The sequence below is a fragment of the Paraburkholderia sp. GAS206C genome, from assembly GCF_050435645.1.
Taxonomy (GTDB): Bacteria; Pseudomonadota; Gammaproteobacteria; order Burkholderiales; family Burkholderiaceae; genus Paraburkholderia; species Paraburkholderia phenazinium_B.
This window is the reverse complement of sequence record NZ_JBNDKR010000002.1, coordinates 294,852-317,722: the sequence shown is the minus strand read 5'-3', so window position 1 is coordinate 317,722 and position 22,871 is coordinate 294,852. Positions and strand designations below refer to the sequence as shown.

21 protein-coding genes are annotated in these 22,871 nt (G+C 62.3%); 7 read left to right on the top strand and 14 right to left on the bottom strand.

From position 1 onward, the window contains the following. From urtB to P3T20_RS05790, 6 genes are all read right to left on the bottom strand, one after another. On the bottom strand, nucleotides 1-1,626 hold the full coding sequence (urtB, locus tag P3T20_RS05815) for an urea ABC transporter permease subunit UrtB (protein ID WP_074265540.1): 1,626 nt from the start codon (nucleotides 1,624-1,626) through the stop codon (nucleotides 1-3). A gap of 61 nt (nucleotides 1,627-1,687) precedes the next feature. Continuing rightward, entirely contained in the window at nucleotides 1,688-2,986 is a 1,299-nt protein-coding gene (urtA, locus tag P3T20_RS05810; RefSeq protein ID WP_429286329.1) for an urea ABC transporter substrate-binding protein, read from the bottom strand. Nucleotides 2,987-3,391: 405 nt separating this feature from the next. Then, a complete protein-coding gene (locus P3T20_RS05805; RefSeq protein WP_429286328.1) occupies nucleotides 3,392-4,720 on the bottom strand; it encodes a DUF3443 family protein in 1,329 nt (442 codons plus the stop codon). A gap of 31 nt (nucleotides 4,721-4,751) precedes the next feature. Then, nucleotides 4,752-5,252: a DUF2844 domain-containing protein gene (locus tag P3T20_RS05800; RefSeq protein WP_429286327.1), complete on the bottom strand. Its 501-nt coding sequence runs from the start codon at nucleotides 5,250-5,252 to the stop codon at nucleotides 4,752-4,754. A gap of 176 nt (nucleotides 5,253-5,428) precedes the next feature. Then, nucleotides 5,429-5,752, bottom strand: coding sequence for a rhodanese-like domain-containing protein (locus tag P3T20_RS05795; protein ID WP_074265535.1), 324 nt, complete (start codon nucleotides 5,750-5,752; stop codon nucleotides 5,429-5,431). 13 nt (nucleotides 5,753-5,765) lie between these two features. Beyond that, entirely contained in the window at nucleotides 5,766-6,419 is a 654-nt protein-coding gene (locus P3T20_RS05790) for a protein-L-isoaspartate O-methyltransferase family protein (RefSeq protein WP_074265534.1), read from the bottom strand. A gap of 236 nt (nucleotides 6,420-6,655) precedes the next feature. Between P3T20_RS05790 and P3T20_RS05785 the strand changes: the two genes are divergently transcribed. The 7 genes from P3T20_RS05785 to P3T20_RS05755 all read left to right on the top strand — a co-directional run bounded on the left by P3T20_RS05785 (nucleotide 6,656) and on the right by P3T20_RS05755 (nucleotide 14,398). Continuing rightward, nucleotides 6,656-7,696: a LacI family DNA-binding transcriptional regulator gene (locus P3T20_RS05785; protein WP_143787617.1), complete on the top strand. Its 1,041-nt coding sequence runs from the start codon at nucleotides 6,656-6,658 to the stop codon at nucleotides 7,694-7,696. 3 nt (nucleotides 7,697-7,699) lie between these two features. Beyond that, on the top strand, nucleotides 7,700-9,187 hold the full coding sequence (locus tag P3T20_RS05780) for a sugar ABC transporter ATP-binding protein (RefSeq protein WP_429286326.1): 1,488 nt from the start codon (nucleotides 7,700-7,702) through the stop codon (nucleotides 9,185-9,187). Further along, the gene (locus P3T20_RS05775) at nucleotides 9,168-10,181 is read left to right on the top strand and encodes an ABC transporter permease (RefSeq protein WP_122153914.1); all 1,014 of its coding nucleotides are present in this window, start codon (nucleotides 9,168-9,170) and stop codon (nucleotides 10,179-10,181) included. Before P3T20_RS05780 ends, P3T20_RS05775 begins: the two co-directional genes overlap by 20 nt. Nucleotides 10,182-10,371: 190 nt before the next feature. Further along, complete coding sequence (locus P3T20_RS05770; RefSeq protein WP_074265530.1) at nucleotides 10,372-11,334, top strand: ABC transporter substrate-binding protein; 963 nt, start codon at nucleotides 10,372-10,374, stop codon at nucleotides 11,332-11,334. Nucleotides 11,335-11,392: 58 nt separating this feature from the next. Beyond that, the gene (locus P3T20_RS05765) at nucleotides 11,393-12,451 is read left to right on the top strand and encodes a sugar phosphate isomerase/epimerase family protein (RefSeq protein ID WP_429286325.1); all 1,059 of its coding nucleotides are present in this window, start codon (nucleotides 11,393-11,395) and stop codon (nucleotides 12,449-12,451) included. 26 nt (nucleotides 12,452-12,477) lie between these two features. Beyond that, nucleotides 12,478-13,629 (top strand): Gfo/Idh/MocA family protein, encoded by a 1,152-nt coding sequence (locus tag P3T20_RS05760; RefSeq protein WP_429286324.1) that lies wholly within the window; start codon nucleotides 12,478-12,480, stop codon nucleotides 13,627-13,629. Nucleotides 13,630-13,690: 61 nt separating this feature from the next. Next, nucleotides 13,691-14,398, top strand: a complete 708-nt coding sequence (locus tag P3T20_RS05755) for an NAD(P)H-binding protein (RefSeq protein WP_429286323.1) — start codon at nucleotides 13,691-13,693, stop codon at nucleotides 14,396-14,398. A 31-nt stretch (nucleotides 14,399-14,429) separates the two neighbouring features. Here the strand turns inward: P3T20_RS05755 and P3T20_RS05750 are convergent, their stop codons facing one another. The 8 genes from P3T20_RS05750 to P3T20_RS05715 all read right to left on the bottom strand — a co-directional run bounded on the left by P3T20_RS05750 (nucleotide 14,430) and on the right by P3T20_RS05715 (nucleotide 22,757). Beyond that, on the bottom strand, nucleotides 14,430-14,687 hold the full coding sequence (locus P3T20_RS05750) for a hypothetical protein (protein ID WP_074265526.1): 258 nt from the start codon (nucleotides 14,685-14,687) through the stop codon (nucleotides 14,430-14,432). A 176-nt stretch (nucleotides 14,688-14,863) separates the two neighbouring features. Beyond that, on the bottom strand, nucleotides 14,864-16,225 hold the full coding sequence (locus P3T20_RS05745) for an ABC transporter substrate-binding protein (RefSeq protein ID WP_429286322.1): 1,362 nt from the start codon (nucleotides 16,223-16,225) through the stop codon (nucleotides 14,864-14,866). A gap of 83 nt (nucleotides 16,226-16,308) precedes the next feature. Beyond that, entirely contained in the window at nucleotides 16,309-17,067 is a 759-nt protein-coding gene (locus tag P3T20_RS05740) for a GolD/DthD family dehydrogenase (RefSeq protein WP_074265525.1), read from the bottom strand. A gap of 62 nt (nucleotides 17,068-17,129) precedes the next feature. Continuing rightward, the gene (locus tag P3T20_RS05735; RefSeq protein ID WP_429286321.1) at nucleotides 17,130-18,413 is read right to left on the bottom strand and encodes a D-tagatose-bisphosphate aldolase, class II, non-catalytic subunit; all 1,284 of its coding nucleotides are present in this window, start codon (nucleotides 18,411-18,413) and stop codon (nucleotides 17,130-17,132) included. Beyond that, the gene (locus P3T20_RS05730) at nucleotides 18,406-19,389 is read right to left on the bottom strand and encodes a tagatose kinase (protein ID WP_074265523.1); all 984 of its coding nucleotides are present in this window, start codon (nucleotides 19,387-19,389) and stop codon (nucleotides 18,406-18,408) included. The genes P3T20_RS05735 and P3T20_RS05730 overlap by 8 nt, the downstream gene beginning before the upstream one ends. Before the next feature lie 65 nt (nucleotides 19,390-19,454). Continuing rightward, nucleotides 19,455-20,270 (bottom strand): DeoR/GlpR family DNA-binding transcription regulator, encoded by an 816-nt coding sequence (locus P3T20_RS05725; protein WP_074265522.1) that lies wholly within the window; start codon nucleotides 20,268-20,270, stop codon nucleotides 19,455-19,457. 317 nt (nucleotides 20,271-20,587) lie between these two features. Beyond that, the gene (locus tag P3T20_RS05720; RefSeq protein WP_429286320.1) at nucleotides 20,588-21,748 is read right to left on the bottom strand and encodes an ABC transporter substrate-binding protein; all 1,161 of its coding nucleotides are present in this window, start codon (nucleotides 21,746-21,748) and stop codon (nucleotides 20,588-20,590) included. 67 nt (nucleotides 21,749-21,815) lie between these two features. Next, a complete protein-coding gene (locus tag P3T20_RS05715; RefSeq protein WP_074265520.1) occupies nucleotides 21,816-22,757 on the bottom strand; it encodes a CysB family HTH-type transcriptional regulator in 942 nt (313 codons plus the stop codon). Nucleotides 22,758-22,871 lie beyond the last annotated feature (114 nt).

Below are 22,871 nucleotides of genomic sequence, written 5' to 3'. Positions count from 1 at the left end.
TCATGCCTCCGCGCTGCGGCCCTTAAGGGCGAACATGCCCTGCGGCCGCTTCTGGATGAACAGCACGATCAGGACGAGCACCGCAATTTTGGCGAGCACGGCGCCCCAGAACGGTTCGATCGCCTTGCTGATGAGGCCGAGCCCAAAGCCGCCGATCACCGTACCGGCGAGCTGCCCGACGCCGCCCAGCACCACCGCCATGAATGAATCGATGATGTAGCTCTGGCCCAGATCCGGTCCGACATTGCCGATCTGCGACAGCGCGCAGCCGCCCAGTCCTGCAATGCCCGCACCGAAGGCAAATGCGTATGAGTCGACCCGTGCGGTCTTCACGCCCACGCACGCCGCCATGCGGCGATTCTGTGTGACGGCCCGTACGAAGAGGCCAAGACGCGTCTTCGTCAGCACCGCCCAGGCGATGCCGACCACGATCAGCGAGAACGCCAGGATGGCGAGCCGGTTGTACGGCAGGATCAGGCTCGGCAGCACCGTGACGCCGCCGCTCATCCATGCCGGGTTGCTCACCTGCACGTTCTGCGCGCCGAAGATCATCCGGGTGGCCTGGATCAGGATCAGGCTGACGCCAAACGTGGTCAGCAGTGTTTCAAGCGGGCGGCCATACAGGTGCTTCAGAACAAGCCGCTCGAGCACCATGCCTACCACCGCTGCGGCGACGAACGAGGCGGGCACGGCGAGCAGCGGATACCAGTCGAAGGCACCCGGCGCGTAGCGCTGGAACAGGTTCTGCACGACGTAGGTTGCATACGCGCCGATCATCAGGAACTCACCGTGCGCCATGTTGATGACGCCGATCAGCCCGTATGTGATAGCAAGCCCGAGCGCCGCAAGCAGCAGCACGCTGCCGAGCGACAGGCCCGCGAACAACGTGCCGGCGATTGCGCTGCGGCGCTGGATCGCATCGAGCTCGTCGATGCCGGCCTGCGCGGCGGCGCGCACGCGGTCGTCGCTCTCTGCAAATGTACCGTCCGGCTTCTTCGCGACGAGCGGCCGCAACAGTTCGTTCATGTCCAGATCGTGACGCGCTGCCACGAGTTGCACCGCTTCGAGGCGCGTGGCCGGATCGCTGTTGTGCAGCGCCGTCATGGCCCACAGTGTGTCGAGTTTCTTCTTCAGATCCGGATCGGTTTCCTTCGCGCGCTGCGCGTCGATCAGCGGCTTCATCGAAGGATCGGGGTTTTGCAGCAGCGCGTTGATGGCCGTGCGGCGCGTCTCCAGATCGGGTGAGTCGAGTTGCGAGCCGGACAGCGCGCCTGAGACTTTCGAGCGCAGGAGGTTATTCAGCGTTACCGGTTGTGCGTCGGTTGCCGTGACCGTCTTGCCGGTGATCGCGTCTTTGGTCGCGTCGCCGTCCTGGATCAGCACTTCACCGGAGTCGGTCGTGAGCGCGTTGTCTTCGGACAGGGCTTTCAGCAGTGCCTGGGAAGGCGCGTCGTGAGCGGCGATCAGTTTGTCGATGGCCGCGGACTTGGCGTCGAAGTCGTCGCCGGCGAGCGGGGCGATATCGGCTGGGGCCAGCGCGAAAGCTGTGAGCGGAGCAATGATGATGAGCGCGATGCCGAGCTTGCCGATACCGCGCCGTGTGAGCCTCAGAATGGAAAACGCCATGATGCCCTTTGATAGTGCAATTGGATCAGGCGGGCGCGAGTTGCACGCGCCCTCCGTTACATCACGCAACCCGCGAGCGGCGCAGGAATGCCGGGATCGAACTGACGACATCCGGCTTGCCCGCGTTGCCGGCGATATACGGACTCCACGGCTGCGCACGAATCGCCGTTTTGGTGCGCCACACCACGTTGAACTGACCGTCGGCACGTACTTCGCCGATCATCACCGGCTTGTGCAGGTGGTGGTTGCCGTCCATCGTGAGCACGAAGCCGGACGGTGCATTGAAGGTCTGTCCGATCATCGCCACGCGCACCTTGTCGACATCGGTGCTCTTGGCCTTTTCGACCGCCTGCTTCCACATATGGATACCGACGAAGGTCGCTTCCATCGGGTCGTTGGTGACGCGCTTGTCGCCGCCCGGCAGGTTGTTGTCCTTGACCCATTTGGCGAACATCGCCTTGAACTTGGTGTTCGCGGGATCGCGCAGCGACATGAAGTAGTTCCATGCAGCGAGGTTGCCCACCAGCGGCTTCGTGTCGATACCGCGCAGTTCTTCTTCGCCCACCGAGAACGCCACCACCGGCACGTCCGTCGCTTTCAGGCCCTGGTTGCCCAGTTCCTTGTAGAACGGCACATTCGAGTCGCCGTTGACGGTCGAGATCACCGCGGTCTTGCCGCCCTGCGAGAAAGTCTTGATGTTGGCGACGATGGTCTGATAGTCGCTATGGCCGAACGGTGTGTAGACCTCCTGAATATCGGCTTCCTGGACTCCTTTCGATTGCAGGAACGCGCGCAGGATCTTGTTGGTCGTGCGTGGATATACATAGTCGGTACCGAGCAGGAAGAAACGTTTGGCCCCGCCGCCTTCGGCGCTCATCAGGTATTCGGTAGCAGGTATCGCCTGCTGGTTCGGTGCGGCACCCGTGTAGAACACGTTGCGCGACATTTCTTCGCCTTCGTACTGCACGGGGTAGAAGAGCAGGCCGTTGAGTTCCTCGAACACCGGCAGCACCGACTTGCGCGACACCGAAGTCCAGCAGCCGAACACCACAGCACACTTGTCCTGCGTGATCAGCTGGCGTGCCTTCTCGGCGAACAGCGGCCAGTTCGACGCCGGGTCCACGACTACCGGCTCGATCTGTCGGCCCATTACGCCACCATTTTTGTTGATGTCCGAAATGGTCATCAACGCGGTGTCTTTCAGAGAGGTTTCCGAGATCGCCATCGTGCCCGACAAGGAGTGCAAGATGCCGACCTTGATCGGCCCGCTGTCGGACTGCGCGTTAGCAAACGGACTCTGGCCTGCGAGTGCCAATGCGCCAGACATTGACCCGAGCTTTAACAGATTGCGACGTTTCATTTGCTACCCCTTGCCTTTGGTTGAATGAATGTTTTATGGGCGTCGATTCCAGCCATCGAGGCTGTCCGGCATGGCTTGCCAGACAACTACTGCAAGGCACGTGCCAAGCGGTAAGAGTGACCTGTCCGTCGCGCACGGGGCGCTGCGGTGCGGTAGGCACTGTCCCGGTCGATCGGCGGCCGGTATGCCGGATGGGCGCAAATGTGGTGCATGCGCTGATGCCTCGCCTCGTTGCGGTGCGCGTCGCGCTGCAACGAAGCGTGCCTGGCCGCCAGCGGGCGGCCAAGGTGCATCGCCGCCGCGCCTTTGTGCATGATGGCGGCGCACCGCTCGCAAATGAAAAAGGCTGGCCACCTTGCGGTGCCAGCCTCCTGCCATGAGCGAATGACGCGGCGCGTCTGAAACCTAGAACGCTACGAACGGCCCTGCTTGCGTCCCTACCCTGGCGTTTTCGAGCACGGTATAGACGCTTCGGCCGTAGAAGAATGGCAGGCCCCAGAGGAAGCCCTCTTCTGACAACATGTTGTTAGTGGAGACGTCGTAGACCGGCAGGCTGGCCAGGTACATGCCGAGATTGTCATAGGCAGCGTAGCCGCTTCCCATCATGTTGGTCGCGTTGCCGATCGAGAACTGCACCATGACAGGGTTGCCGGTCCCGTTAGTGGACGCCATGGTTGCCGACAGCGTCTGGTCGCTCGGTGGCGTGTACCACTCGCCCGTGGTCGGGATCGTGGTGTCCGAGAAAGCGTAGCCGTTGGTGCCGCTGTCAATCGCGCTGTTGATGATCGCGCGGCCTTGATACTGGGTCGTAAAAAGGCCGTTGCCATCCACCTGCAAGATGTTCGCGTTGGCCGGCAGCGCGTTGTTCGCCTGCGTGCCGACACCGAATATCAACTGTCCCGTCACCCGGACCTGTCCTCCCGCGGGCAACGCGGGCAGGCGAATGACGGTGCCGTTGTTATTGGTAGCCAAACCTGCAACCGGGTTCATGACCTGCCTGGTGAGCGGTACGCGCGTGCCGGTGCATGAGTCCGTGGTCGGGCAATAGTAGTAGCCCGCCGGAATCACCGACTTTGCCGCGAGCGAACTGTCACGCACGAAATGGCCGATGCCCACGATTCCATTGAAGGCACGGTTGCCGTTGGCGCCGAGGAGCGGGCCGAGGTCTGGGCCGCCACGGGAGGTGCAGTCATCGGGCGCGGTGTATCCGCCGTCGCCGATCACCTGGATGGGGATGTTGCTCGCCTTCTTGTTGCCCAGGATGACATCGGCGCGCTTGATGGGCCCCCATGTGAAGCCGGACGCGAACAGCGCGCATTGAACGATTGGCGCCGAGCCGACCTTGTCGTCGGTGGCGCCGACCTGCGTCAGCAACTGGGCGTTCAGCGCAGGGCTCAGCGCGCTGCTTGCAACCCGCACGCCGACCGAGCCGGTATCGACGAGCATATTCGTCACCGTCACGCACTGACTGTTGTTGGGGGCACCGGCCGGGCACAGCGTGACCGTGACGGAGGGCTGGTTGACGGCGTCCATCGAGGTATCCACGACGATCGGCACCGAGTTGCTGGTGTCGACGGGCGGAGACGGCGGCGTGGGCGTCTCCGGCCAGCTTGCCGAGGCCGGCCAGTTGATGCCGCTGTTCGTGCTGCTCTCTCCGGAGCCTCCGCCGCATGCGGAGAGGACGACGCTGGCGCTCAGTAGCGCGACGCCGAGGGTGTGGCTGAAGGTCTTCATTTTGATGGTGTTCCGGAAAGGCGGCGGCGCGTCACTGCAGGTTATTTGCGCGGAGATCGGCGGGCATGAGGCGGGGGAGGTGGGCGGTGCCGAAGAAATGTCCGGGGCGTCCTGCCGACTCGATCTGAAGCTCGCCGTTGTGCTGGATCAGCGTGCCTGTGCCGCGCAAGCGTTCTTCGCCCGCGGAGACGAAGTTGGGGAAGTAGTTGCCGAGCAGCGCTTTCATGTCGGGTCGCACCGGGCCTTGCCACGTGAGCGCGAAGACGACGTGGCTCGGCAGGACATACTCGCGCACGGTGATGCCGTCGGAATCGCGCGACTCGTACACCGAATAGGCTGCGGTGGAGTAAGCGGGCGTCGCTACGGAAGCAGATGAAGCGGACGCAGTGGATGCAGTGGACGATGCAGCCTGCCTGGTGGCACGCAGCGACACGGGAGCGGATGACCCCGCTGCGGGGGCGCCCCCGAGCACGGCGTGGGCGGTGAGCGGCAACAGCGTTGCTGCGGCCAGCGCGATCTTCACGAATCTCATCAGACTGCTCCGGAAATTGAGTCGGAGCATGTTGCCTTCAACGAGCAGGTCGAGCCGCTGGAAACTTCCTAATCTGTGACGTGAAGTATCGCTACGGGATAGCGACGCGCGAAATGGACGAAAAAAAGCCACCGCATGGGTGGCTCATAGATACGCTGGCTTCGTACTCTTCAATTTCAATAAGTGGGCACGGCCGGATCAACCTGTCTCGACCACGCGTCAATCCCGCCTTGCAGATTGAACACGTTTTTATGCCCGCGCGATTCGAGAAACATCGCGACCTGTGCGCTGCGTGCGCCGTGGTGGCACACGCAGACAATCTGCGCGTCGTCATCGAGTTCTTCGCTGCGCGCGGGAATCTCACGCATCGGGATCGACACGGCGCCGGCGATCGACGCTGTCTGGATTTCCCACGGCTCGCGCACGTCGAGCAGCACGGGCGCGGGACGCGATTGATCGGCAAGCCATTCGGCCAGAGCGGGAGCGGTCAGATTTTGCATCAGCGGTACACCCTTAGAACTTGAAACGCGGCGGCTGCACGGCGTTGATCAGCGGCTCGACATACGTTTCGAACACGTCGGCAATCCGATATTGCTTTTCGTCGATGCGCGTGATGATCTGCGCCTTCATGACCGGCGCGGTGCCGACGAACGCAGCCAGACGGCCGCCAATCTTCAGATGCTCGAGGATCTCCTGCGGCAGGACCGGCAGGCCGCCCGACACGCAGATCACGTCATACGGTGCCGCTGCGGGCCAGCCGCGCGCGGCGTCGCCGGTCGCGACTTCGGCATTCAGGACACCATTGGCGGCCAGGTTGGCCTTGGCCAGTTCAGCGATTTCCGGTTCGATATCCACGGTCAGCACGTGCTGTGCGCGGTGGGCGAGCAGCGCCGCCATATAACCCGAGCCAGCACCGATTTCCAGCACGCTTTCGTGCTTCTTCACGGCCAGTTCCTGCAGCACGCGCGCTTCGACGCGCGGTGCCAGCATGTGCTGGCCAGCCGGCAGCGGCACTTCGAAGTCGACGAAGGCCAGTTCGCGATAGACCGTGGGGACGAAATTCTCACGCTTGACGATCGAGAGCAGATTCAGCACGTCCTGGTCGAGCACTTCCCAGGGGCGGATCTGCTGTTCGATCATGTTGAAACGCGCTTGTTCGATATTCATGGTGGGTTCGGCGGTTCGGTTTAGGTGCGACCTGTGGGGGTTCGGGACAACTGCGGAATTGTACCAAACCAGGGGCGAAACCCGTTTCCCGGACAGCAGGCCGCACGGCGATCCGATAGCAACCTGGTGCCAACCCGGCCCGTGTTAATCCCTACGAGACAGACCTTGCGATTCCTTGCTCCATCGCCCAAAAATGTAATCGATTACATTTTTGCGACAAAAAAACTGTGTCCCGACTGCCGCAATCAGAGACCAACGCGCCCCGAACCGCACCTCCATCGTCCGAGGGCATCTCCATTGCGGGCGTTGCCGAGCAGGCCGGGGTGTCGGTGGCGACGGTTTCGCGGGTATTGAACGGCCACGCTAACGTACGTCCCGCCACGCGCGACAAGGTGCTGGCAGCAGTGGACGCGAGCGGCTACCGCGTCAACGAGCTCGCCCGCAACCTGCGCACCGCCGAGAGCCGGCTGCTGCTGACCATGGTGCCGGACGTCGGCAATCCGTTTTATGCGGAGATCGTGCGCGGCATCGACAGCGTCGCGCGTCAGCATGGCTATTTCATGCTGCTATGCGACACGGGCGCCGACCCGGGCCGCGAGCGCAGCTACTTCGACCTGTTGCGGCGGCGTCGTGCCGACGGCGCGATCTGCCTGGATCCGGCCACGGTGCAGCAGGCGCTCGCCGAAGAGTCCGGCGCGTTGCCGTGGGTCGCGTGCTGCGAGTTCGATCCGGCGGTCGGCGTGCCGTATGTCGGCATCGACAACTACCGCGCTGCCGGCGACGCCGTGCGGCATCTGCTGGCGCAGGGGCATCGGAGGATCGGCCTGATCAACTCCGACGTCGCTTACCTTTACGCGCGGCAGCGCCAGCAAGGCTACCTCGACGCATTGCGCGACGCTGGCATCACGCCGGACGAACGTTGGCGCATGAATCTGAACAGCCTCGACTACGAAGCGGGTGCGTCCGCCGCAGCGATGCTGATGGCGCAACGCGACGCGCCGAGCGCGATCTTCGCGGTGTCGGACACGCTCGCGATCGGCGTAATTCACGGTCTGCGCAGCGTGGGCAAGCGTGTGCCGGACGACGTCGCCGTGATCGGTTTCGACGATATCTCGCTCGCCGCGCAGATCGACCCGCCGCTGACCACGATCGCCCAGCCGATGCGCGAGCTCGGCGAAACCGCTGCACGCCTGTTGCTGCAGCGTCTGGCGAATCCCCTCGCAAACGTGCCCGGTGTGCTGTTGCCGCACCGGCTCGTGATTCGCGGGAGTGCCTGAGCCATGAGTCTCGCCGTACGCTTCGACGACATCCGCAAAGACTTCGGCCCGGTGCGCGTGCTGCATGGGGTGAGTTTCGAGCTGACGCCTGGCCGCATCTACGGGCTGCTTGGCGAGAACGGTGCGGGCAAATCGACGCTGATGAAAATCCTCGCCGGGTATGAGGCGGCCACCACGGGCACCTTGCTGATCGACGGCGCGGCGCAGCAGTTTGCCAGCTCGCGCGAGGCGGAAGCCGCCGGCATCGTGCTGATTCACCAGGAGTTCAACCTGGCGGAGCATCTGACGATCGCGCAGAACATGTATCTGGGCCACGAAAAGCGCCGCGGCTGGCTGCTTGACGACGCTGCGATGCGCGCAGAGGCAGTGCGACATCTCGCGCAAGTCGGCTTGAAAAAGTCGCCGGACACCAAGGTGCGCGATCTGATCGTCGCCGAAAAGCAGATGGTGGAGATCGCCAAGGCGCTGTCGCGCAAGGCGCGCCTGTTGATCATGGATGAGCCGACCGCCACGCTGACGCCATCCGAAACCGAGCGCCTGTTTGCGCTGATGACGAAGCTGAAGGCCGATGGCGTCACCATCATCTACATCTCGCACAAGCTCGACGAAGTCGAGCACATCACCGACGAGGTGATCGTGATGCGCGACGGTCGTTTCGTTGCGCGCGGGGAAACCGCAGGACTCGCACGGCAACAGATGGCCAACCTGATGGTTGGGCGCGATCTCTCCGATATGTTTCCGGACAAAGTGCCGGTATCTGCAGACGCTGCAATCGCCCTGAAAGTCCAAGGCCTCGTTGTGCCCGATTGGGTCGAAGACCTGAGCTTCGAGGTTCGCGCGGGCGAGGTGCTCGGTTTTGCGGGCCTAGTCGGCGCGGGTCGTACGGAGGCCTTCGAGGCGATCCTCGGCCTGCGCCGCCGCCTTGCTGGGCGCATCGAGATTGGCGGCCACGCCGTGCAGATCAAAAAGCCGCTCGATGCGATGCGTAACGGGCTCACCTACCTGAGCGAAGACCGCAAAGGCAAGGCGCTGCACGTCAATCTGAACCTGCAGGACAACCTCACCCTGATGACGCTCGAGCAATACACGCATCCGCTGCTCGATCTGAAAGCGGGGCGGGCAGCCCTCAAGCAGGCGGTGAGCGACTTCGGTATTCGCACTGGCGATCTGTCGAGCCGCGCCCGCATGCTATCGGGCGGCAACCAGCAGAAGCTCGCACTTGCCAAGTACCTGCAGCCGAACCCGAACGTAGTGGTGCTCGACGAGCCGACCCGCGGCGTCGATGTCGGCTCGAAGCGCGACATCTATTTCCTGATTCACCGGCTTGCGTCTCAAGGGCGCGCGGTGATCGTCATTTCATCCGAACTGATCGAGCTGATCGGCCTGTGCCATCGCGTCGCCGTGATGCGCACGGGCCGGCTACAGGCCACGCTCGATCGCGACCACCTGACCGAAGAGGAGTTGATCGCTCATGCGACCGGCACCCACTGAAGCCGCACAATCCGGCCGAGCCATGCGCCTCGCGCATCATCTTTACGGGCTGGGACCGCTCGTCGGTCTCATCGTGCTGTGCGTCACCGGCACCTTGCTCAATCACGACTTCGCCACCGTCGACAACCTGATGAACGTGCTCACGCGCACCTCGTTCATCGGCATCATCGCGGTCGGCGAGACCTTCGTGATCATCTCCGGCGGTATCGACCTCTCGGTCGGCTCGATGGCTGCGTTGATCGCCGGCAGCATGATCTGGCTGATGAATGGCTTGTCGGCGGGCGTCGGTGGACATACGTTCGCGCCGCTCATGATCATCGCGATCGGCATTGTGCTGGCGTTCGTGTTGGGTGGATTGTTCGGCTGGGCGCATGGTCTGTTGATTACCAAAGGGCGTATCGAGCCATTCATCGTCACGCTCGGGACGCTCGGCATCTTTCGTGCAGTGCTCACCTGGCTTGCGGACGGCGGTGCGCTCACGCTCAACAATTCGCTGACCGATCTCTACAGTCCCGTGTATTACGCGAGTCTGCTCGGCGTGCCCGTTCCCATCTGGGTGTTTCTCGTGGTGGCGGCGGGCGGCACGCTGATCCTGAACCGCACGGCATTCGGCCGGCATGTGCAGGCGATTGGCTCGAACGAACAGGTCGCGCGCTATGCCGCGATTCGCGTCGATACCGTCAAGATCATTACCTACGTACTGCTTGGCATCTGCGTGGGCGTTGCGACGGTGCTCTACGTGCCACGCCTTGGTTCGGCTACGCCGACGACCGGGATCTTGTGGGAACTGGAGGCGATCGCGGCAGTGGTGGTCGGCGGTACCGCGCTTAAAGGCGGCGAGGGACGTGTGATCGGCACGGTGATCGGGGCGATCCTGCTGTCGGTGATCGCAAACATTCTGAATCTCACCAGCATCATCAGCGTGTACCTGAACGCGGCGGTGCAGGGGGCGGTGATTATCGTCGTGGCATTTTTGCAGCGCGGGCGGCGATAAGCGGCGGTGTGGCAGGCAGTGAGGGTGGTTCGGCACGATAGCAGCAGGGGCAGCACGGGCATACGAAGGGCAGCACAGCCGAAGCAGTGCAGGAAACCGAGGCGCACGAAAGTGCCTCATAGATCAACAACCGTGATGAGACCAGAGCAGGCGTTCAGGCACCGACTCCGGTCGACATAGGAGACACAACATGAAGCAGGTCATTCGAGCGATCAGCGCCGGCGTGCTGGCGTTGGGAATATTGGGGGCCGCGGGTGCAGCGCGTGCCGACGACAAGGTCATTCTGGGCGTGGCGATACCGACGGCCGATCACGGCTTCACCGGCGGCATCGACTGGTGGGCAAACAAGGCGAAGGAGGACATGGAGAAGGCACACCCCGACCTCAAGGTGATCCTCAAAACCTCGGCAAGCGCGCCGGAGCAGGCCAACCAGTTGCAGGACATGGTCACCGTCAACAAGATCAATGCACTGGTGATCTTCCCGCATGAATCGGCTTCGTTGACGCAGCCGGTAGCGCAGGTGAAGAAAAAAGGCATCTACGTGACGGTGGTGGATCGCGGCCTGACCGACACCAGCGCACAGGACGCGTACGTAGCAGGCGACAACACCGCCTTCGGCAGGCTTGCCGGCGAGTACTTCTGCAAATCGCTGAACGGCAAGGGCGACATCGTCGCGTTGCGCGGCATTCCGACCACGCTCGATAACGAACGCTATAGCGCGTTCACCGAAGCGCTGAAGGCGTGCCCTGGCGTGAAGGTGCTCGACGCGAAATACGCCAACTGGAATCGCGACGATGCGTTCAAGGTCATGCAGGATTATCTGACGCGCTTCAAGCATATCGACGCGGTCTGGTCTGCGGATGACGACATGTCGGTGGGCGTGCTTAAGGCTATCGATCAGGCGAAGCGCACGGACATCAAGGAAGTGCTGGGCGGCGCCGGATCGAAGGAGATGATCAAGCGCGTGATGGATGGCGACAAGATCATCAACGCGGACGTCACGTACTCGCCGAAGTTCATCTACGACGCGATCAAGTTGACCGCCGAGGCCCGTCTGAAGGGCCAGACGCTGCCGCCGAAGACGATCATCCCGTCGGTGCTGGTCACGAAGGACAACGCGAAGGACTACTACTTCCCGGATTCACCGTTCTAACAGGTTGGGCCGCGCGTCCGGTGGCGCGCGGCCCAACCTTTGACCGAGGAGCAACACGATGAAGACCATCAAGGGGCCGGCGATCTACCTGGCTCAGTTCCTGGGCGACAAGGCGCCCTTCGACAGCCTGGAAAACCTCGCAAGCTGGGCTGCCAGCCTTGGCTACAAGGGGATCCAGGTGCCGGTCGACCCACGCCTGATCGACCTCGAACAGGCCGCAGCGAGCCAGACGTATTGCGACGAGCTATTGGGTGTGGTCGCCGACGCCGGTGTCGAGATCACCGAACTGGCGACACATCTCCAAGGGCAACTGGTGGCGGTGCATCCGGCCTATGACCTGCTGTTCGACGGCTTTGCGGCTCCGCACGTGCGCGGCAATCCGCAGGCGCGCACCGAATGGGCGATCCAGCAGGTGAAGCTGGCGGCGCAGGCGTCGCGACGGCTCGGGCTCGACACGCATGTGTCGTTTTCCGGAGCGCTCGCATGGCCCTATGTGTACCCGTGGCCGCAACGCCCCGCAGGTCTCGTCGAGGCGGCATTTGATGAACTGGCGCGCCGCTGGACGCCGATTCTCAATGCGTTCGATGAAGTCGGCGTGGATGTCGCGTACGAACTTCATCCGGGTGAAGATCTGCACGACGGTGTGACGTTCGAGCGTTTTCTTGAGCGCCTGAACGGTGCGGGCGCACAGCGCCGCGCGAACATTCTGTTCGATCCAAGTCACTACGTGTTGCAGCAACTCGATTACCTCTCGTTCATCGATATCTATCACGAGCGCATCAAGGTCTTTCACGTGAAGGACGCGGAGTTTCGTCCGACCGGCAAGGCGGGCGTCTACGGCAGCTACAGCGACTGGGTCGAACGTCCGGGCCGGTTCCGCTCGCTCGGCGATGGCCAGATCGATTTCGGCGCGATCTTCTCGAAGATGGCGCAACACGATTACGCCGGCTGGGCAGTGCTCGAATGGGAATGCGCGTTGAAGCATCCGGAAGACGGCGCGCGCGAGGGCGCAGAGTTCATTCGGCGTCACATCATTCGGGTTGCCGAGCATTCGTTCGACGACTTCGCGGGCAGCGGCGTCGACACGGCGCAATTGAAGCGTGTGCTAGGTATCTGAGCGTATCGATCAAAGGAGCATCTTCCATGACACGAAAGTTACGGCTGGGCATGGTCGGCGGCGGGCAGGGCGCGTTCATCGGCGCGGTGCACCGGATCGCCGCACGCCTCGACGACCGTTTCGAACTGGTGGCGGGCGCATTGTCGTCCGATCCGCAACGCGCCAAGGCGAGTGCGGAAGAAGCCGGCATTGCCCGCAGTTACGCAGACTGGGGTGAGATGGCGCGGGCCGAAGCTGCGCGCAAAGACGACGGAATCGACGCAGTAGCGATCGTCACGCCGAACCATCTGCATGCGCCGGTGGCGACCGCGTTTCTCGAAGCCGGAATTCACGTGATCTGCGACAAGCCGCTCGCCGTGTCGCTCGCAGAAGGACAGGCGCTGGCTAAACTCGCGCGCGAGAAGAAGCGGCTGTTCGCGCTGACGCACACGTATTCGGGCTATCCGATGGTCCGTCACGCGCGCGAGCTGGTCGAAGCGGGCGAGCTTGGAGAGGTGCGCGTGGTGCAGGTCGAATACGCGCAGGACTGGCTTGCGGAGCCGATCGAGCAATCCGGTACGAACAAACAGGCCGGCTGGCGCACCGATCCGGCGCTGTCCGGCCCGGCAGGCTGCCTCGGCGATATCGGCACGCATGCGTATCACCTCGCTGCATTCGTCACCGGCATGCAGCCCAAATGGCTCTCCGCCGAACTGCACACTTTCGTGCCGGGGCGCCGCGTCGACGATCACGTGCAAGCCATGCTGCGCTACGAAAACGGCGCGCGCGGCATGCTGTGGGCAAGCCAGGTGGCGAGCGGCGCGGAGAATGCGCTGCGGCTGCGCGTGTACGGCACCAAAGCCGGTCTCACCTTCGATCAGGAGAATCCCAACGAGCTGTGGTTCACACCGCTTGGCGGCGCGGCGCAGCGGCTCACCCGCGGCCGGGTGAAGAGCGCTATCGCCGCGCATGCGACACGTGTGCCGCCGGGGCATCCGGAGGGCTATCTGGAGGCTTTCGCGCAACTCTATAAAGACGCTGCATTGCAAATCGAGGCATTGGATGCGGGCAAAGCGCCGCCGCAGGAAAGTACGCTTCTGACGACCGTCGACGACGGGGTCGCGGGCCTGCACTTTATCGAGGCGGTACTCGCCAGCAGCGCGGCTGATGGGCAGATAGAGGAAGTGCAACGCGGGTAAGGGTCAGGAGACGTCTTGACGCGGTAAGATGCGGCGGTGCCCCTCTTTGACGGACTCACGCATGTCGACCTCCTTCGCGTCCATCCAGTCCACTGCTCCCCGCAAACAGACGATTCTCCTGCTCGGCGGCACGGGCCTCGTCGGTAGCGCGTGTTTGCGTCTGCTGGCCCGGGACGATCGGGTCAGGGAAATCCGGATGCTGGTGCGGCGGGCGTCGGGATCGGCCGTGACGGGGGCGACGGGAGGCAACCGGGTTGTCGAGCATGTGATCGACTACGACTGGCCTGACGCGGATTCGGACATCTTCGACGTCGACTCCGTCATCTGCGCACTGGGCACGACCATCCGCACGGCGGGTTCACAGGCGGCGTTTCGCAAGGTGGACTACGAATACCCGCTGCGGATTGCCGGTATTGCCCGCCGCCATGGCGCTTCGCACTTTGCGATAGTCAGTGCGATTGGCGCCGATCCGCAAGCGCGCACTTTCTACAGCCGAGTGAAAGGGAATGTGGAGCAGAGTTTGAAGAAGCTCGACTATCCGGTGCTGACCATCGTACGGCCCTCATTCCTGATGGGCGAACGTAACGAGAGCAGGCCTCTGGAAAGCATTGCGCGGCGTCTCGGGGTGTATCTGCCGCCGAAGTGGCGCTCGATTTCCGTCGAGCGGGTGGCGCGGGCGCTGGTGACCGAGGTCCTGAGCGGCGATACGCGTGGCGTCAATATCATCGAGAACGACGCGCTGCATGACGCGCCGCCTTTGTGCCGCTGAGCTTTCTTCCAGCTCTCGTGCCCCGGGCGCTTTAGCTCTTGCTTTTCCTGATCTGCTCTTCGAACGCGAGGTCTAGCTTGCTCGCCTTGCGCGGTTTCGGCGGCCCGAAGCCGTCGACGAATTTGACGAAATCGTCGAGCGGCAGCGGATCGGAAACCTTCTTGTCCGTGCCGCCCGATTTGTCGACCAGATAGAACAGGCCGCCGGACAGGCTAATCGCCGCGAACTGCGGATTGCCGCTGCGGGTTTTTAGCCGCTCGACGGCGTTGATGGCTCGGGTGGTGCGCATGGTAGTGCGATTGCGGGAGGAGGGGGCATTTACTGTATCAGCAATGGTGCGCCATCGTCTGCCCAATCGCCATATGCGGTCCCGCTTCCAGGCTGATCTGCCACGCTGACTCACGAGCCACGCGCTTCGTATCGCACGAAAGCGCGTGGCTTACGCGGCTACGGCCGATGCGTTCGCTACTTCTGGTAGCCCGCCGAGCGTACGGCGCGGTTAGCAGCAGCCTGACCCGCCTGCAGCGCCTGGTCAACGCTGATCTGTCCTGCGAGCGCCCCGGCTATCTGCTGCCCGATCAGGGTTCCGAACGACTGGAATTCCGGAATCCCCACATATTGCACGCCGCTGTACGGGACTTTCTTCAAGGTTGAGTCGTTCGGGTTGGCGGTCTCGATCGCGTTCAGCACGAATTCGCTGAACGGCGCGGCCTGCTTGTACTCAGGACGTGCGTAGGTGGATTGACGCGTACCCGGCGGCAGCGATGCCCAACCGATGTCGTTGCCCACGAGTGTGATGTATTCCTTCGACGTCGCCCATTCGATGAACCGCTTGGCCGCATCTTGCGACTTCGACGACTTCGGAATGGCGAACGACCACGACCAGAGCCAGTGCGAACCCTTCGGCGTCACCTGGGTTGGCGCCGCAGCGAAGCCCACCTTGTCTGCGACGGACGATTCGGACTTGTTGTAGAGGATCCCGGCGGCCGATGTCGCATCGACCCAGATCGCGCACTTGCCGCCCGTCATCAGCGACAGATTTTCGTTGAAGCCATTTGAACTGGCTCCCGGCGCTCCATCTTTCTTCAACAGGTCGACGTAGAAATTGATCGCGCTCTTCCATTCCGGAGAATCGACCTGTGCGTTCCACTTCTCGTCGAAGTAACGTCCGCCGTACGTGTTCACCAGTGTCGAGACAAAAGCCATGTTCTCACCCCAGCCGGCCTTGCCACGCAGACAGATACCGTAAACGCCGTTGGCCCGGTCGTTCAGCTTGTCCGCAAGCTCGCTGATCTGGCTGTAGGTGGGATGATCGGGCATCGTCAAACCCTTGGCGGCGAACAGGTCCTTCCGGTAGAACGTCATCGAGCTTTCGGCGTTGAACGGCAAGGCGTATAGCGTTCCGTTGTACGACAAGCCGTCGCGCACCGATTTGAGCACGTCGTCGAGATCGTAGCTGGCAGGCAGGCCGGTGATCGGAACCAGCCATCCGCGTTTGCCCCAGAGCGGTGCTTCATAGGTCCCGATAGCCGATACGTCGAACTGGCCGCCGTTAGTCGTGATATCCGTTGTCAGGCGCTGCCGGAGCACATTTTCTTCGAGCACGATCCACTTCAACTGGATATCGGGGTTGGCCTTTTCGAACACTGGAGAAAGCTTTTTCATCTCGATCAGATCGTTGTTGTTCGGCACAGCGATCGTGACAGTGGTGGCATAGGCCACGCTACCCAGGCTCAGCCCCAGACCAATTCCCGCAACTGCTGATGCAATAAGACGGCTCCGCAAGGCGCCGCAGCGCAGCGAAGCCATATGAGAAAGGCTAATCATTTCAGTCTCCTAAACATCGTCGTGGGTTATGTAAAGCCCTCTACTGCCTCCATTTGCTCTCAGGTTTTCGTTCGTGTTGGGATCTAGATAATCGTGTAGCCACCGTCGATCAGCAGGTTCGCGCCGTTGACCATGGCGGCCTCGCGGCTTGCCACGTACATGATTGCGCAGGCGATCTCAGCGGGCCTGGCAAATCGGCGGGTGGGGATCGCGGCTCTGGCGCGTTCGCCTTTTTCTCCGGCCCATCCGGTGAGGCCCAGTTCCGTTTCGACCACGGTCGGAGAGATGGCATTGACCGTTACGCCTCTCGGCCCCCATTCGAGCGCCATGCAATTGGTCATGCCGATGACGCCGGCTTTGCTGGCGCAATAAGCGACATGCCCTTCGATGCCAATCACAGCAGCCTGGGACGCCAGGTTGACGATCCTTCCCTGCCCACGAGCAAGCATGTCCGGTGCGAAGGCCCGCGCAACGAGAAACGCGCCGCGCAGGTTGACGGCCATCGTTTTGTCCCATGTTTCAAGGGGAAAATCATCGGCTGGTGCAAGCGGACCAATGCCTGCGTTGTTGACCACGATGTCGACGCGACCGAACTGCGAAAGAATTTTGTTGGCCGTTGCGGCGACCGATTCCGGGTCGCTGATGTCGGCGATCCAGCCCCTGTGGACTTCACCGAGGTTCGAAGCGATATCCACGATGGACTCGGAACGGTCGATCAGGGCGAGCGTCGCGCCGGCTGCGGCGAATTGCTCCGCAACCTGCCGGCCTATTCCGGCTGCCGCGCCTGTTATTACTACGACCGCGTCGCTAAAATCATAAGACGCGTTGGGCTTAAAGGACATGACATCCTCCTTGTTAAGGTTTGACTCGTTTGTAGCGAGCGCTGTCGCGGTGACGTGCCACGTTACTCACGACAAGCGGATGCGTATTGCCCCACGACTTCGCGGACCTTGCTTTGCACGATGCTCATCGGGGAACCGTCGATGGCGCCGCGCCGCAGCGCCCAGTACTGCGCCGGCAAATAGCGGCTCAGGAGATTTTCCGGAATCGTTGTGCCGGTGAGGTTGTGCAGTAGCTGTTGCGCAGCTGCATCGACTTGCGGGTCGGCCCAGTAATACCGCACCCGGTCGCTATAGCTGTAGGTGCGAAGCAGACGTCGTTGGGTTTCGTCGCCGTGGTAATACCTGTCCCAGTTGTCAGGTTTGCGAAGCATCGCGGCTTCCACGGCTACCGGCAGGTCGGCGCGCTGCGCTGCGGGTAGCAGTTCAGCTTCGATGTCCGACAGCGCGTAGAGTGCCTCGCGCAACGCGAACGTGACGCCCGGGCCCACCTTAAGAATCGCAAAGCCGTCCCGCACGAGCGCCCGCAGCGATTCGGGCGTTTGATAGTCTGTCGAGTGCGCTTCGAAGACCATGCCGGGCAGTTGCGTCAGAACCTGGGAAAGACCGGTGGCAAGGGCGGGCTGATAGTCGATCACTTTCGTGTGGTCGAATTCGACGCCGGGTTGCACGACCAGCGCAATCACACGGTCCCACGCTGGGTCGAGGTTCCGCGCGCGCCACGCATCACGATGTACGGCGACCGTTTCCAGTGCGGCTTCTTTCCGGGTGACTTCGACGGTATCGAGCGTTTCGCTTGCGCCGCCTGGCACCGGCACTTCCGTGCCGATCACGTAAACCGGCTGGTTGTCGAACCCGGCGTGATCCGCCGCGGCCTCGGCAACAGCACACAATTGCGCCGCGCGTTGCGCCACCACGCTGTCCGACAGTCGCTCCGGATCGCCGCCGCAAGCCATGCTGGTGTCGAGGTGGATCTTCGTGAATCCTGCCCGCACATAGGCGTCGATGAGTGCTTCCGCGCGCTGCATGGCTTCTTCCGCCGGAAGGCTGCGCCACGCGTTCGGTCCGAGATGATCGCCGCCGAGAATCAGATGCTCGCGCGGCAAACCGACCTGCTCCGCGATACCGTGCGCGAAGCGAATGAAGTCCGCCGGCTTCATGCCGGTGTAGCCGCCGTATTGATCCACCTGATTCGAGGTGGATTCGACGAGCAACGGCGTGCCATCGTCGACGGCCTGTTGCATCGCTGCGGCCAGCACCCAGGGATGCGCCGAGCAGATCGAATAGATTCCGTTCAGGGACTTCGCTGCACTATGCCCGTTGGAAAGGCGCGCGACCACGTTATCCATGATGAGACTCCGGGTTCGCGATGAATGCGTTGAGTTCGGCCAGCGACGCCGTGCCTTCCATCGGGCCGCGAAAGCTGACGGCGCGAGCGCCGCTCGCGCAGCCGTAGCGCAACGCTTCGGCGACGCTCATGCCCTGCGACCGGCAGGCGATGTAGGTCGCACCAAAACAGTCGCCAGCGCCGGTGGGATCCACTTCCCGCACCTGGACCGCCGGCACATGGAGTTCGTCGGTGCCGTCGTAGAAGCTGCAACCGTCTTTGCCGCGCTTGACCACGACCTCGCGAATGCCGCGCTGCAGGAGTTCGTCGATTGCGGCGCGCTCGGAACCGGCGGTGGCCAGCAGCGTCACCTCATGACCGCTCGGCAGGAACACATCGGTGTAGTCGAGAATGAAATCGAGTGCCTCGCGCATTTCGGGAATCCTCAACATTTCCTTGCGGATGTTCGGATCGAAGCTGACGGTGCCACCGTGCCCCTTGACGGTCTCGATGACCTTTTTCATCGCCTCGATGATGCGAAACGAAAACAGCGACGACCCCATCACGTGAAAGTGCCGGCAATCCTTCAACAGGTCTTCGCGGATGTTGGCTACGGAAAGATGTGCCGACGCGCTATTCGTAATGTTGAAGATGAAGTCGCGCTCGCCGTCTTCGCGGTAGGTGACGAAGGCACTCCCGGTTGTCTGCCCCTTGATGACGGCGATACCCGAGACGTCCACGCCATCGGAGCGCAGGCGCTCGACGTTGAGCGTGCCGAAGTCGTCGTCGCCGACGCAGCCGATCATCGCGCAGCGGCTGCCGAGGCGCGCCACCTGATCGATAAAGATCGCCGGCGCGCCGCTCGCATATGGGCCGATCAGCGTGCCTGGTTTGCGGAACGACTGGCCGCGCTCGGTCGCCATGATCTCGACGAGGATCTCGCCCATCGTCAGGATGTAGCCGGTCTTTCCGGTGCTGTGAGATTTCGGATCAGGCATGGCGTGTCTTCGTTTGGAATCGGTGGTTCATGGCGTCGCTTCCTTGAATTTCCTTGAATGGACCGTCAGCGCGTGGTCCGCCGGAATTCGATAATTCCGTTTTCGCGCCGGTGTAGTTCAAGCTGCTTGCGTGGAAACAGGTCCATCGTGGGCGGATCGATGCCATCGTCGATCACCAGTCCGCCGATCTCGCTGAGGTTGCAAAACACATGGCCGTCGCGCTCGGACAACTGCGGCTGATACGCGACGACGATGGTGCGGGCGGCGCTCTGGGTGGCTGCATGAAACACCCGCGCGAGGCTCGGGTCGACGCACAGCAGATTGCCGTCGCGGTCCAGACCTGACGCTTCGAGAATGCAGAGATCGAGCGAGCGCGTGGTAACGGAGCGTTCCGCTTCGGGTCCGGTCAAGGTGGTGCCCTCCTCGATGAGATGGCCACCGGTGAGCTGCAACTCGCCGTGCACGAAGCGCTGGGCCGTCTGAGCCATGGCGATGTCGTTCAGCAGCAGCGACAGGTTCGAGCAATCGGAAAGCAGCGGCAGCACCTTATGGACGATTTCGCCGGCGCCGAGCATCAGCGATTCGTGGTCGTCCACGGACTCGGCCGCGAAACGCGCAATTGCCATTTCCGCGGCCTTGCGCGTGGCACCGTCCGACAACGGCATCAGCACACGTTCGCCGGGACGCTGCGCAAGATAGCGAGCCTTGCCGAACGAGCGCACCAGATAGCGCTGCTGTTCGAGGTAAGTCAGGTCGGTACGGATGGTCACGCTCGACACATCGAAAGCCTGGCTGAGCTCCTCGACCGATACCTCGCCGCGCTTGCGGACCATCTCGACGATCTGCAGGCGCCGCTTCAGGGAACTCTTGTTAGCCAGCATGTCTCCGCTCTTCGAAAGAAAACGCTTTTGTTTCGAAAGATAGTAGTTTCGAATCGAAAGAGAGTCAAAGGAAAGCGTGGCGGGTGGGGCTGTGGTTTTCCCTGGATGGGGCGTCGATGGAGGACGAGCGCGTGCGTGCGCTTTCCGGAAAGGGAAACAAGGGGACGGCGGGGAGGTGTTGCGGGCTGATGCGCCGCGAGGCGAGATGACGCGCTAACGCTGGGTGATGCGCGTGACGGAAGGCCCAAGGGTGGGTGCGGGTGAATTCCGGGCAGCCCAACCTTGGCAATACGGGCCGGATTCCCGGCCCGCCAGGCTCACTGGCTCAGATATACGAATTTCCCATCCTTGATAATCCCCATCACGCTGGCCCGCTGATCGAGGCCGACGTGATCTTTCGCGCTGCTGTTGACCACACCGTTCGGCACGACCAGCTCATGCGCATGTTCCAGTTCATCGCGCAGCGCGACGCGGAATGCCGGCGTGCCCGGTTGCGCCGTCTTCAGCGCTCGTGCTACGGCATCCTGCAGCCGCGGATAAACCCCCGCCGCGTCGCCCGCGAACTGCGTGACCGAGCCCGGACCGTACTTCGCTTCATACGCATTCACGAACGCCAGCGCGGCTTTCTTCGCCGGATGATCCGCAGGCAGCGTGCGCGCCACCACGACCGGTTGCGTCGGGAACAGCGTGCCTTCGACATCCTTGCCACCGAGCTTGATGAACTCCGGCGTCGCAATCCCGTGCGTCTGATAAATCGCGCCCTTGTAGCCGCGTTCGATCAGCGTGCGCTGCGGCAATACCGTCGGTGTGCCGGCGCCCGCGATCAGGATCGCATCGGGCCGTGCCGCCATCACTTTCAGCACTTGTCCGGTGACGCTCGCATCGGTGCGGTTAAAGCGTTCGGTCGCAACCAGCTGGATATGCCGAAGCGCCGCGAACTTCGAAAATTCGTTGAGCCAGCTTTCGCCATAGCCATCCGCGAAGCCAATGAACCCAACCGTCTTGACGTTGTGATTCGACATGTAGCGCGTCATCACATCGGCCATCGCGCTATCGGTCTGCGCCATCTTGAAGGCCCACACGCGCTTGCCTTCCTGCGGCTCGACCACGCTGGCCGAGCCAACCAGCGTGATCATCGGCGTCTGGCTTTCCGCGACCGGGTCCAACGCGGCGATCGCTGCCGGCGTGATATTCGGCCCGACGATCACGTCGACGTGGTCTTCGTTGATCAGTTTGTGGATGTTGCGTACCGCGGCGCCCGGATCGGAACCGTCGTCCAGAATGATGTAGTCCGCTTTCTGGCCGGCAATCGTGTCCGGCCACATCAGCATCGCGTTCTTGCTGGTTATGCCGATCACGGCCGCGGGGCCGGTGCTTGACAGATCGATACCGACTTTCAGGTCGGCATGCGCGGCCGTTGCCGCAACGAGTGCCCCGAGCACGGCAATGCCGCGCAGGGTCTTTTTATACGACGTCATCGGAAGTCTCCGAAACGGTAAACGGGAAGGAAAGCAGGAAGAGGGCGGTGCAAAACGTTGAATTGAATCACAGCTCGTACGATTCGTGTTCGCCCTTGAGCGCCTGTTCGATAAGCTTGCGGTTCATGCTCGGCGACAGCAGTTCGACGAGCGTATACACATAGCTGCGCAGATACGCGCCGTTTTTGAGCGCGAGCCGCGTCACGTTGCTGCCGAACAGATGGCCGACCGGCATCGCCCGCAGATGGCGGTCGCGCTCGGCGTTAAAGGCGATATCGGCCATGATGCCCACGCCCAACCCCAGTTCGACATAGGTCTTGATCACGTCGGCGTCGATCGCCTCGAGCACGATATCCGGCGACAACCCGCGCAACCGGAACGCCTCGTTGATCTTGGTGCGGCCGGCGAACGCGTTGTCATAGGTAATCAGCGGGAATTGGCTCAGATCGTCGAGCGACAGCAGCTTGCGGTCGAGCAGCGGATGGTCCGGTTGCATCACGGCGATGTGGTGCCACTGGAAGCACGGCAGCGACACCAGCTCCTTATAGTTAGCGATCGCTTCGGTGGCGATCGCCAGATCCGCCTGGTCGTGGATCACCATCTCGGCCACTTGCGTCGGGCTGCCTTGCAGAATCGAAAGGTGAACTTTCGGGAAGCGCTTCTTGAATTCTGCGATCGCGGCCGGAAGTGAGTAGCGTGCCTGCGTGTGCGTGGCCGCGATGACGAGGTTGCCCTGATCCTGCGCCGCGTAATCTTTACCGACGCGTTTCAGGCTCTCGACCTCTTGTAGGATCTTTTCGACGGAAGCGAGGATAATGCGCCCCGGCTCTGTCAGCGAGCGGACGCGTTTGCCGTGCCGGGTGAAGATTTCGACGCCCAGCTCGTCTTCCAGCTCGATGATCGCCTTCGAGACGCCAGGCTGGCTTGTATACAGCGCCTTGGCCGCTTCGGTGAGGTTGAAGTTCTGCCGCACGGCCTCACGCACGAAGCGGAACTGGTGCAGGTTCATATATAACCTCTGTGCATATCAAAAGAATTTTTTAGTCGTTTGAAGTATATGGGGAGTTTATTACTATTTCCCCATCTTTTTCAATATGGATATCTGTTTTTGTCATTAGCAAAT

Bases quoted from the DNA above. Each gene is read 5' to 3' on its own strand.
- urtB (WP_074265540.1), bottom strand. From the start codon at position 1,626: ATGGCGTTTTCCATTCTGAGGCTCACACGGCGCGGTATCGGCAAGCTC.
- urtA (WP_429286329.1), bottom strand. From the start codon at position 2,986: ATGAAACGTCGCAATCTGTTAAAGCTCGGGTCAATGTCTGGCGCATTG.
- P3T20_RS05805 (WP_429286328.1), bottom strand. From the start codon at position 4,720: ATGAAGACCTTCAGCCACACCCTCGGCGTCGCGCTACTGAGCGCCAGC.
- P3T20_RS05800 (WP_429286327.1), bottom strand. From the start codon at position 5,252: ATGAGATTCGTGAAGATCGCGCTGGCCGCAGCAACGCTGTTGCCGCTC.
- P3T20_RS05795 (WP_074265535.1), bottom strand. From the start codon at position 5,752: ATGCAAAATCTGACCGCTCCCGCTCTGGCCGAATGGCTTGCCGATCAA.
- P3T20_RS05790 (WP_074265534.1), bottom strand. From the start codon at position 6,419: ATGAATATCGAACAAGCGCGTTTCAACATGATCGAACAGCAGATCCGC.
- P3T20_RS05780 (WP_429286326.1), top strand. From the start codon at position 7,700: ATGAGTCTCGCCGTACGCTTCGACGACATCCGCAAAGACTTCGGCCCG.
- P3T20_RS05775 (WP_122153914.1), top strand. From the start codon at position 9,168: ATGCGACCGGCACCCACTGAAGCCGCACAATCCGGCCGAGCCATGCGC.
- P3T20_RS05770 (WP_074265530.1), top strand. From the start codon at position 10,372: ATGAAGCAGGTCATTCGAGCGATCAGCGCCGGCGTGCTGGCGTTGGGA.
- P3T20_RS05765 (WP_429286325.1), top strand. From the start codon at position 11,393: ATGAAGACCATCAAGGGGCCGGCGATCTACCTGGCTCAGTTCCTGGGC.
- P3T20_RS05760 (WP_429286324.1), top strand. From the start codon at position 12,478: ATGACACGAAAGTTACGGCTGGGCATGGTCGGCGGCGGGCAGGGCGCG.
- P3T20_RS05755 (WP_429286323.1), top strand. From the start codon at position 13,691: ATGTCGACCTCCTTCGCGTCCATCCAGTCCACTGCTCCCCGCAAACAG.
- P3T20_RS05750 (WP_074265526.1), bottom strand. From the start codon at position 14,687: ATGCGCACCACCCGAGCCATCAACGCCGTCGAGCGGCTAAAAACCCGC.
- P3T20_RS05745 (WP_429286322.1), bottom strand. From the start codon at position 16,225: ATGATTAGCCTTTCTCATATGGCTTCGCTGCGCTGCGGCGCCTTGCGG.
- P3T20_RS05740 (WP_074265525.1), bottom strand. From the start codon at position 17,067: ATGTCCTTTAAGCCCAACGCGTCTTATGATTTTAGCGACGCGGTCGTA.
- P3T20_RS05735 (WP_429286321.1), bottom strand. From the start codon at position 18,413: ATGGATAACGTGGTCGCGCGCCTTTCCAACGGGCATAGTGCAGCGAAG.
- P3T20_RS05730 (WP_074265523.1), bottom strand. From the start codon at position 19,389: ATGCCTGATCCGAAATCTCACAGCACCGGAAAGACCGGCTACATCCTG.
- P3T20_RS05725 (WP_074265522.1), bottom strand. From the start codon at position 20,270: ATGCTGGCTAACAAGAGTTCCCTGAAGCGGCGCCTGCAGATCGTCGAG.
- P3T20_RS05720 (WP_429286320.1), bottom strand. From the start codon at position 21,748: ATGACGTCGTATAAAAAGACCCTGCGCGGCATTGCCGTGCTCGGGGCA.
- P3T20_RS05715 (WP_074265520.1), bottom strand. From the start codon at position 22,757: ATGAACCTGCACCAGTTCCGCTTCGTGCGTGAGGCCGTGCGGCAGAAC.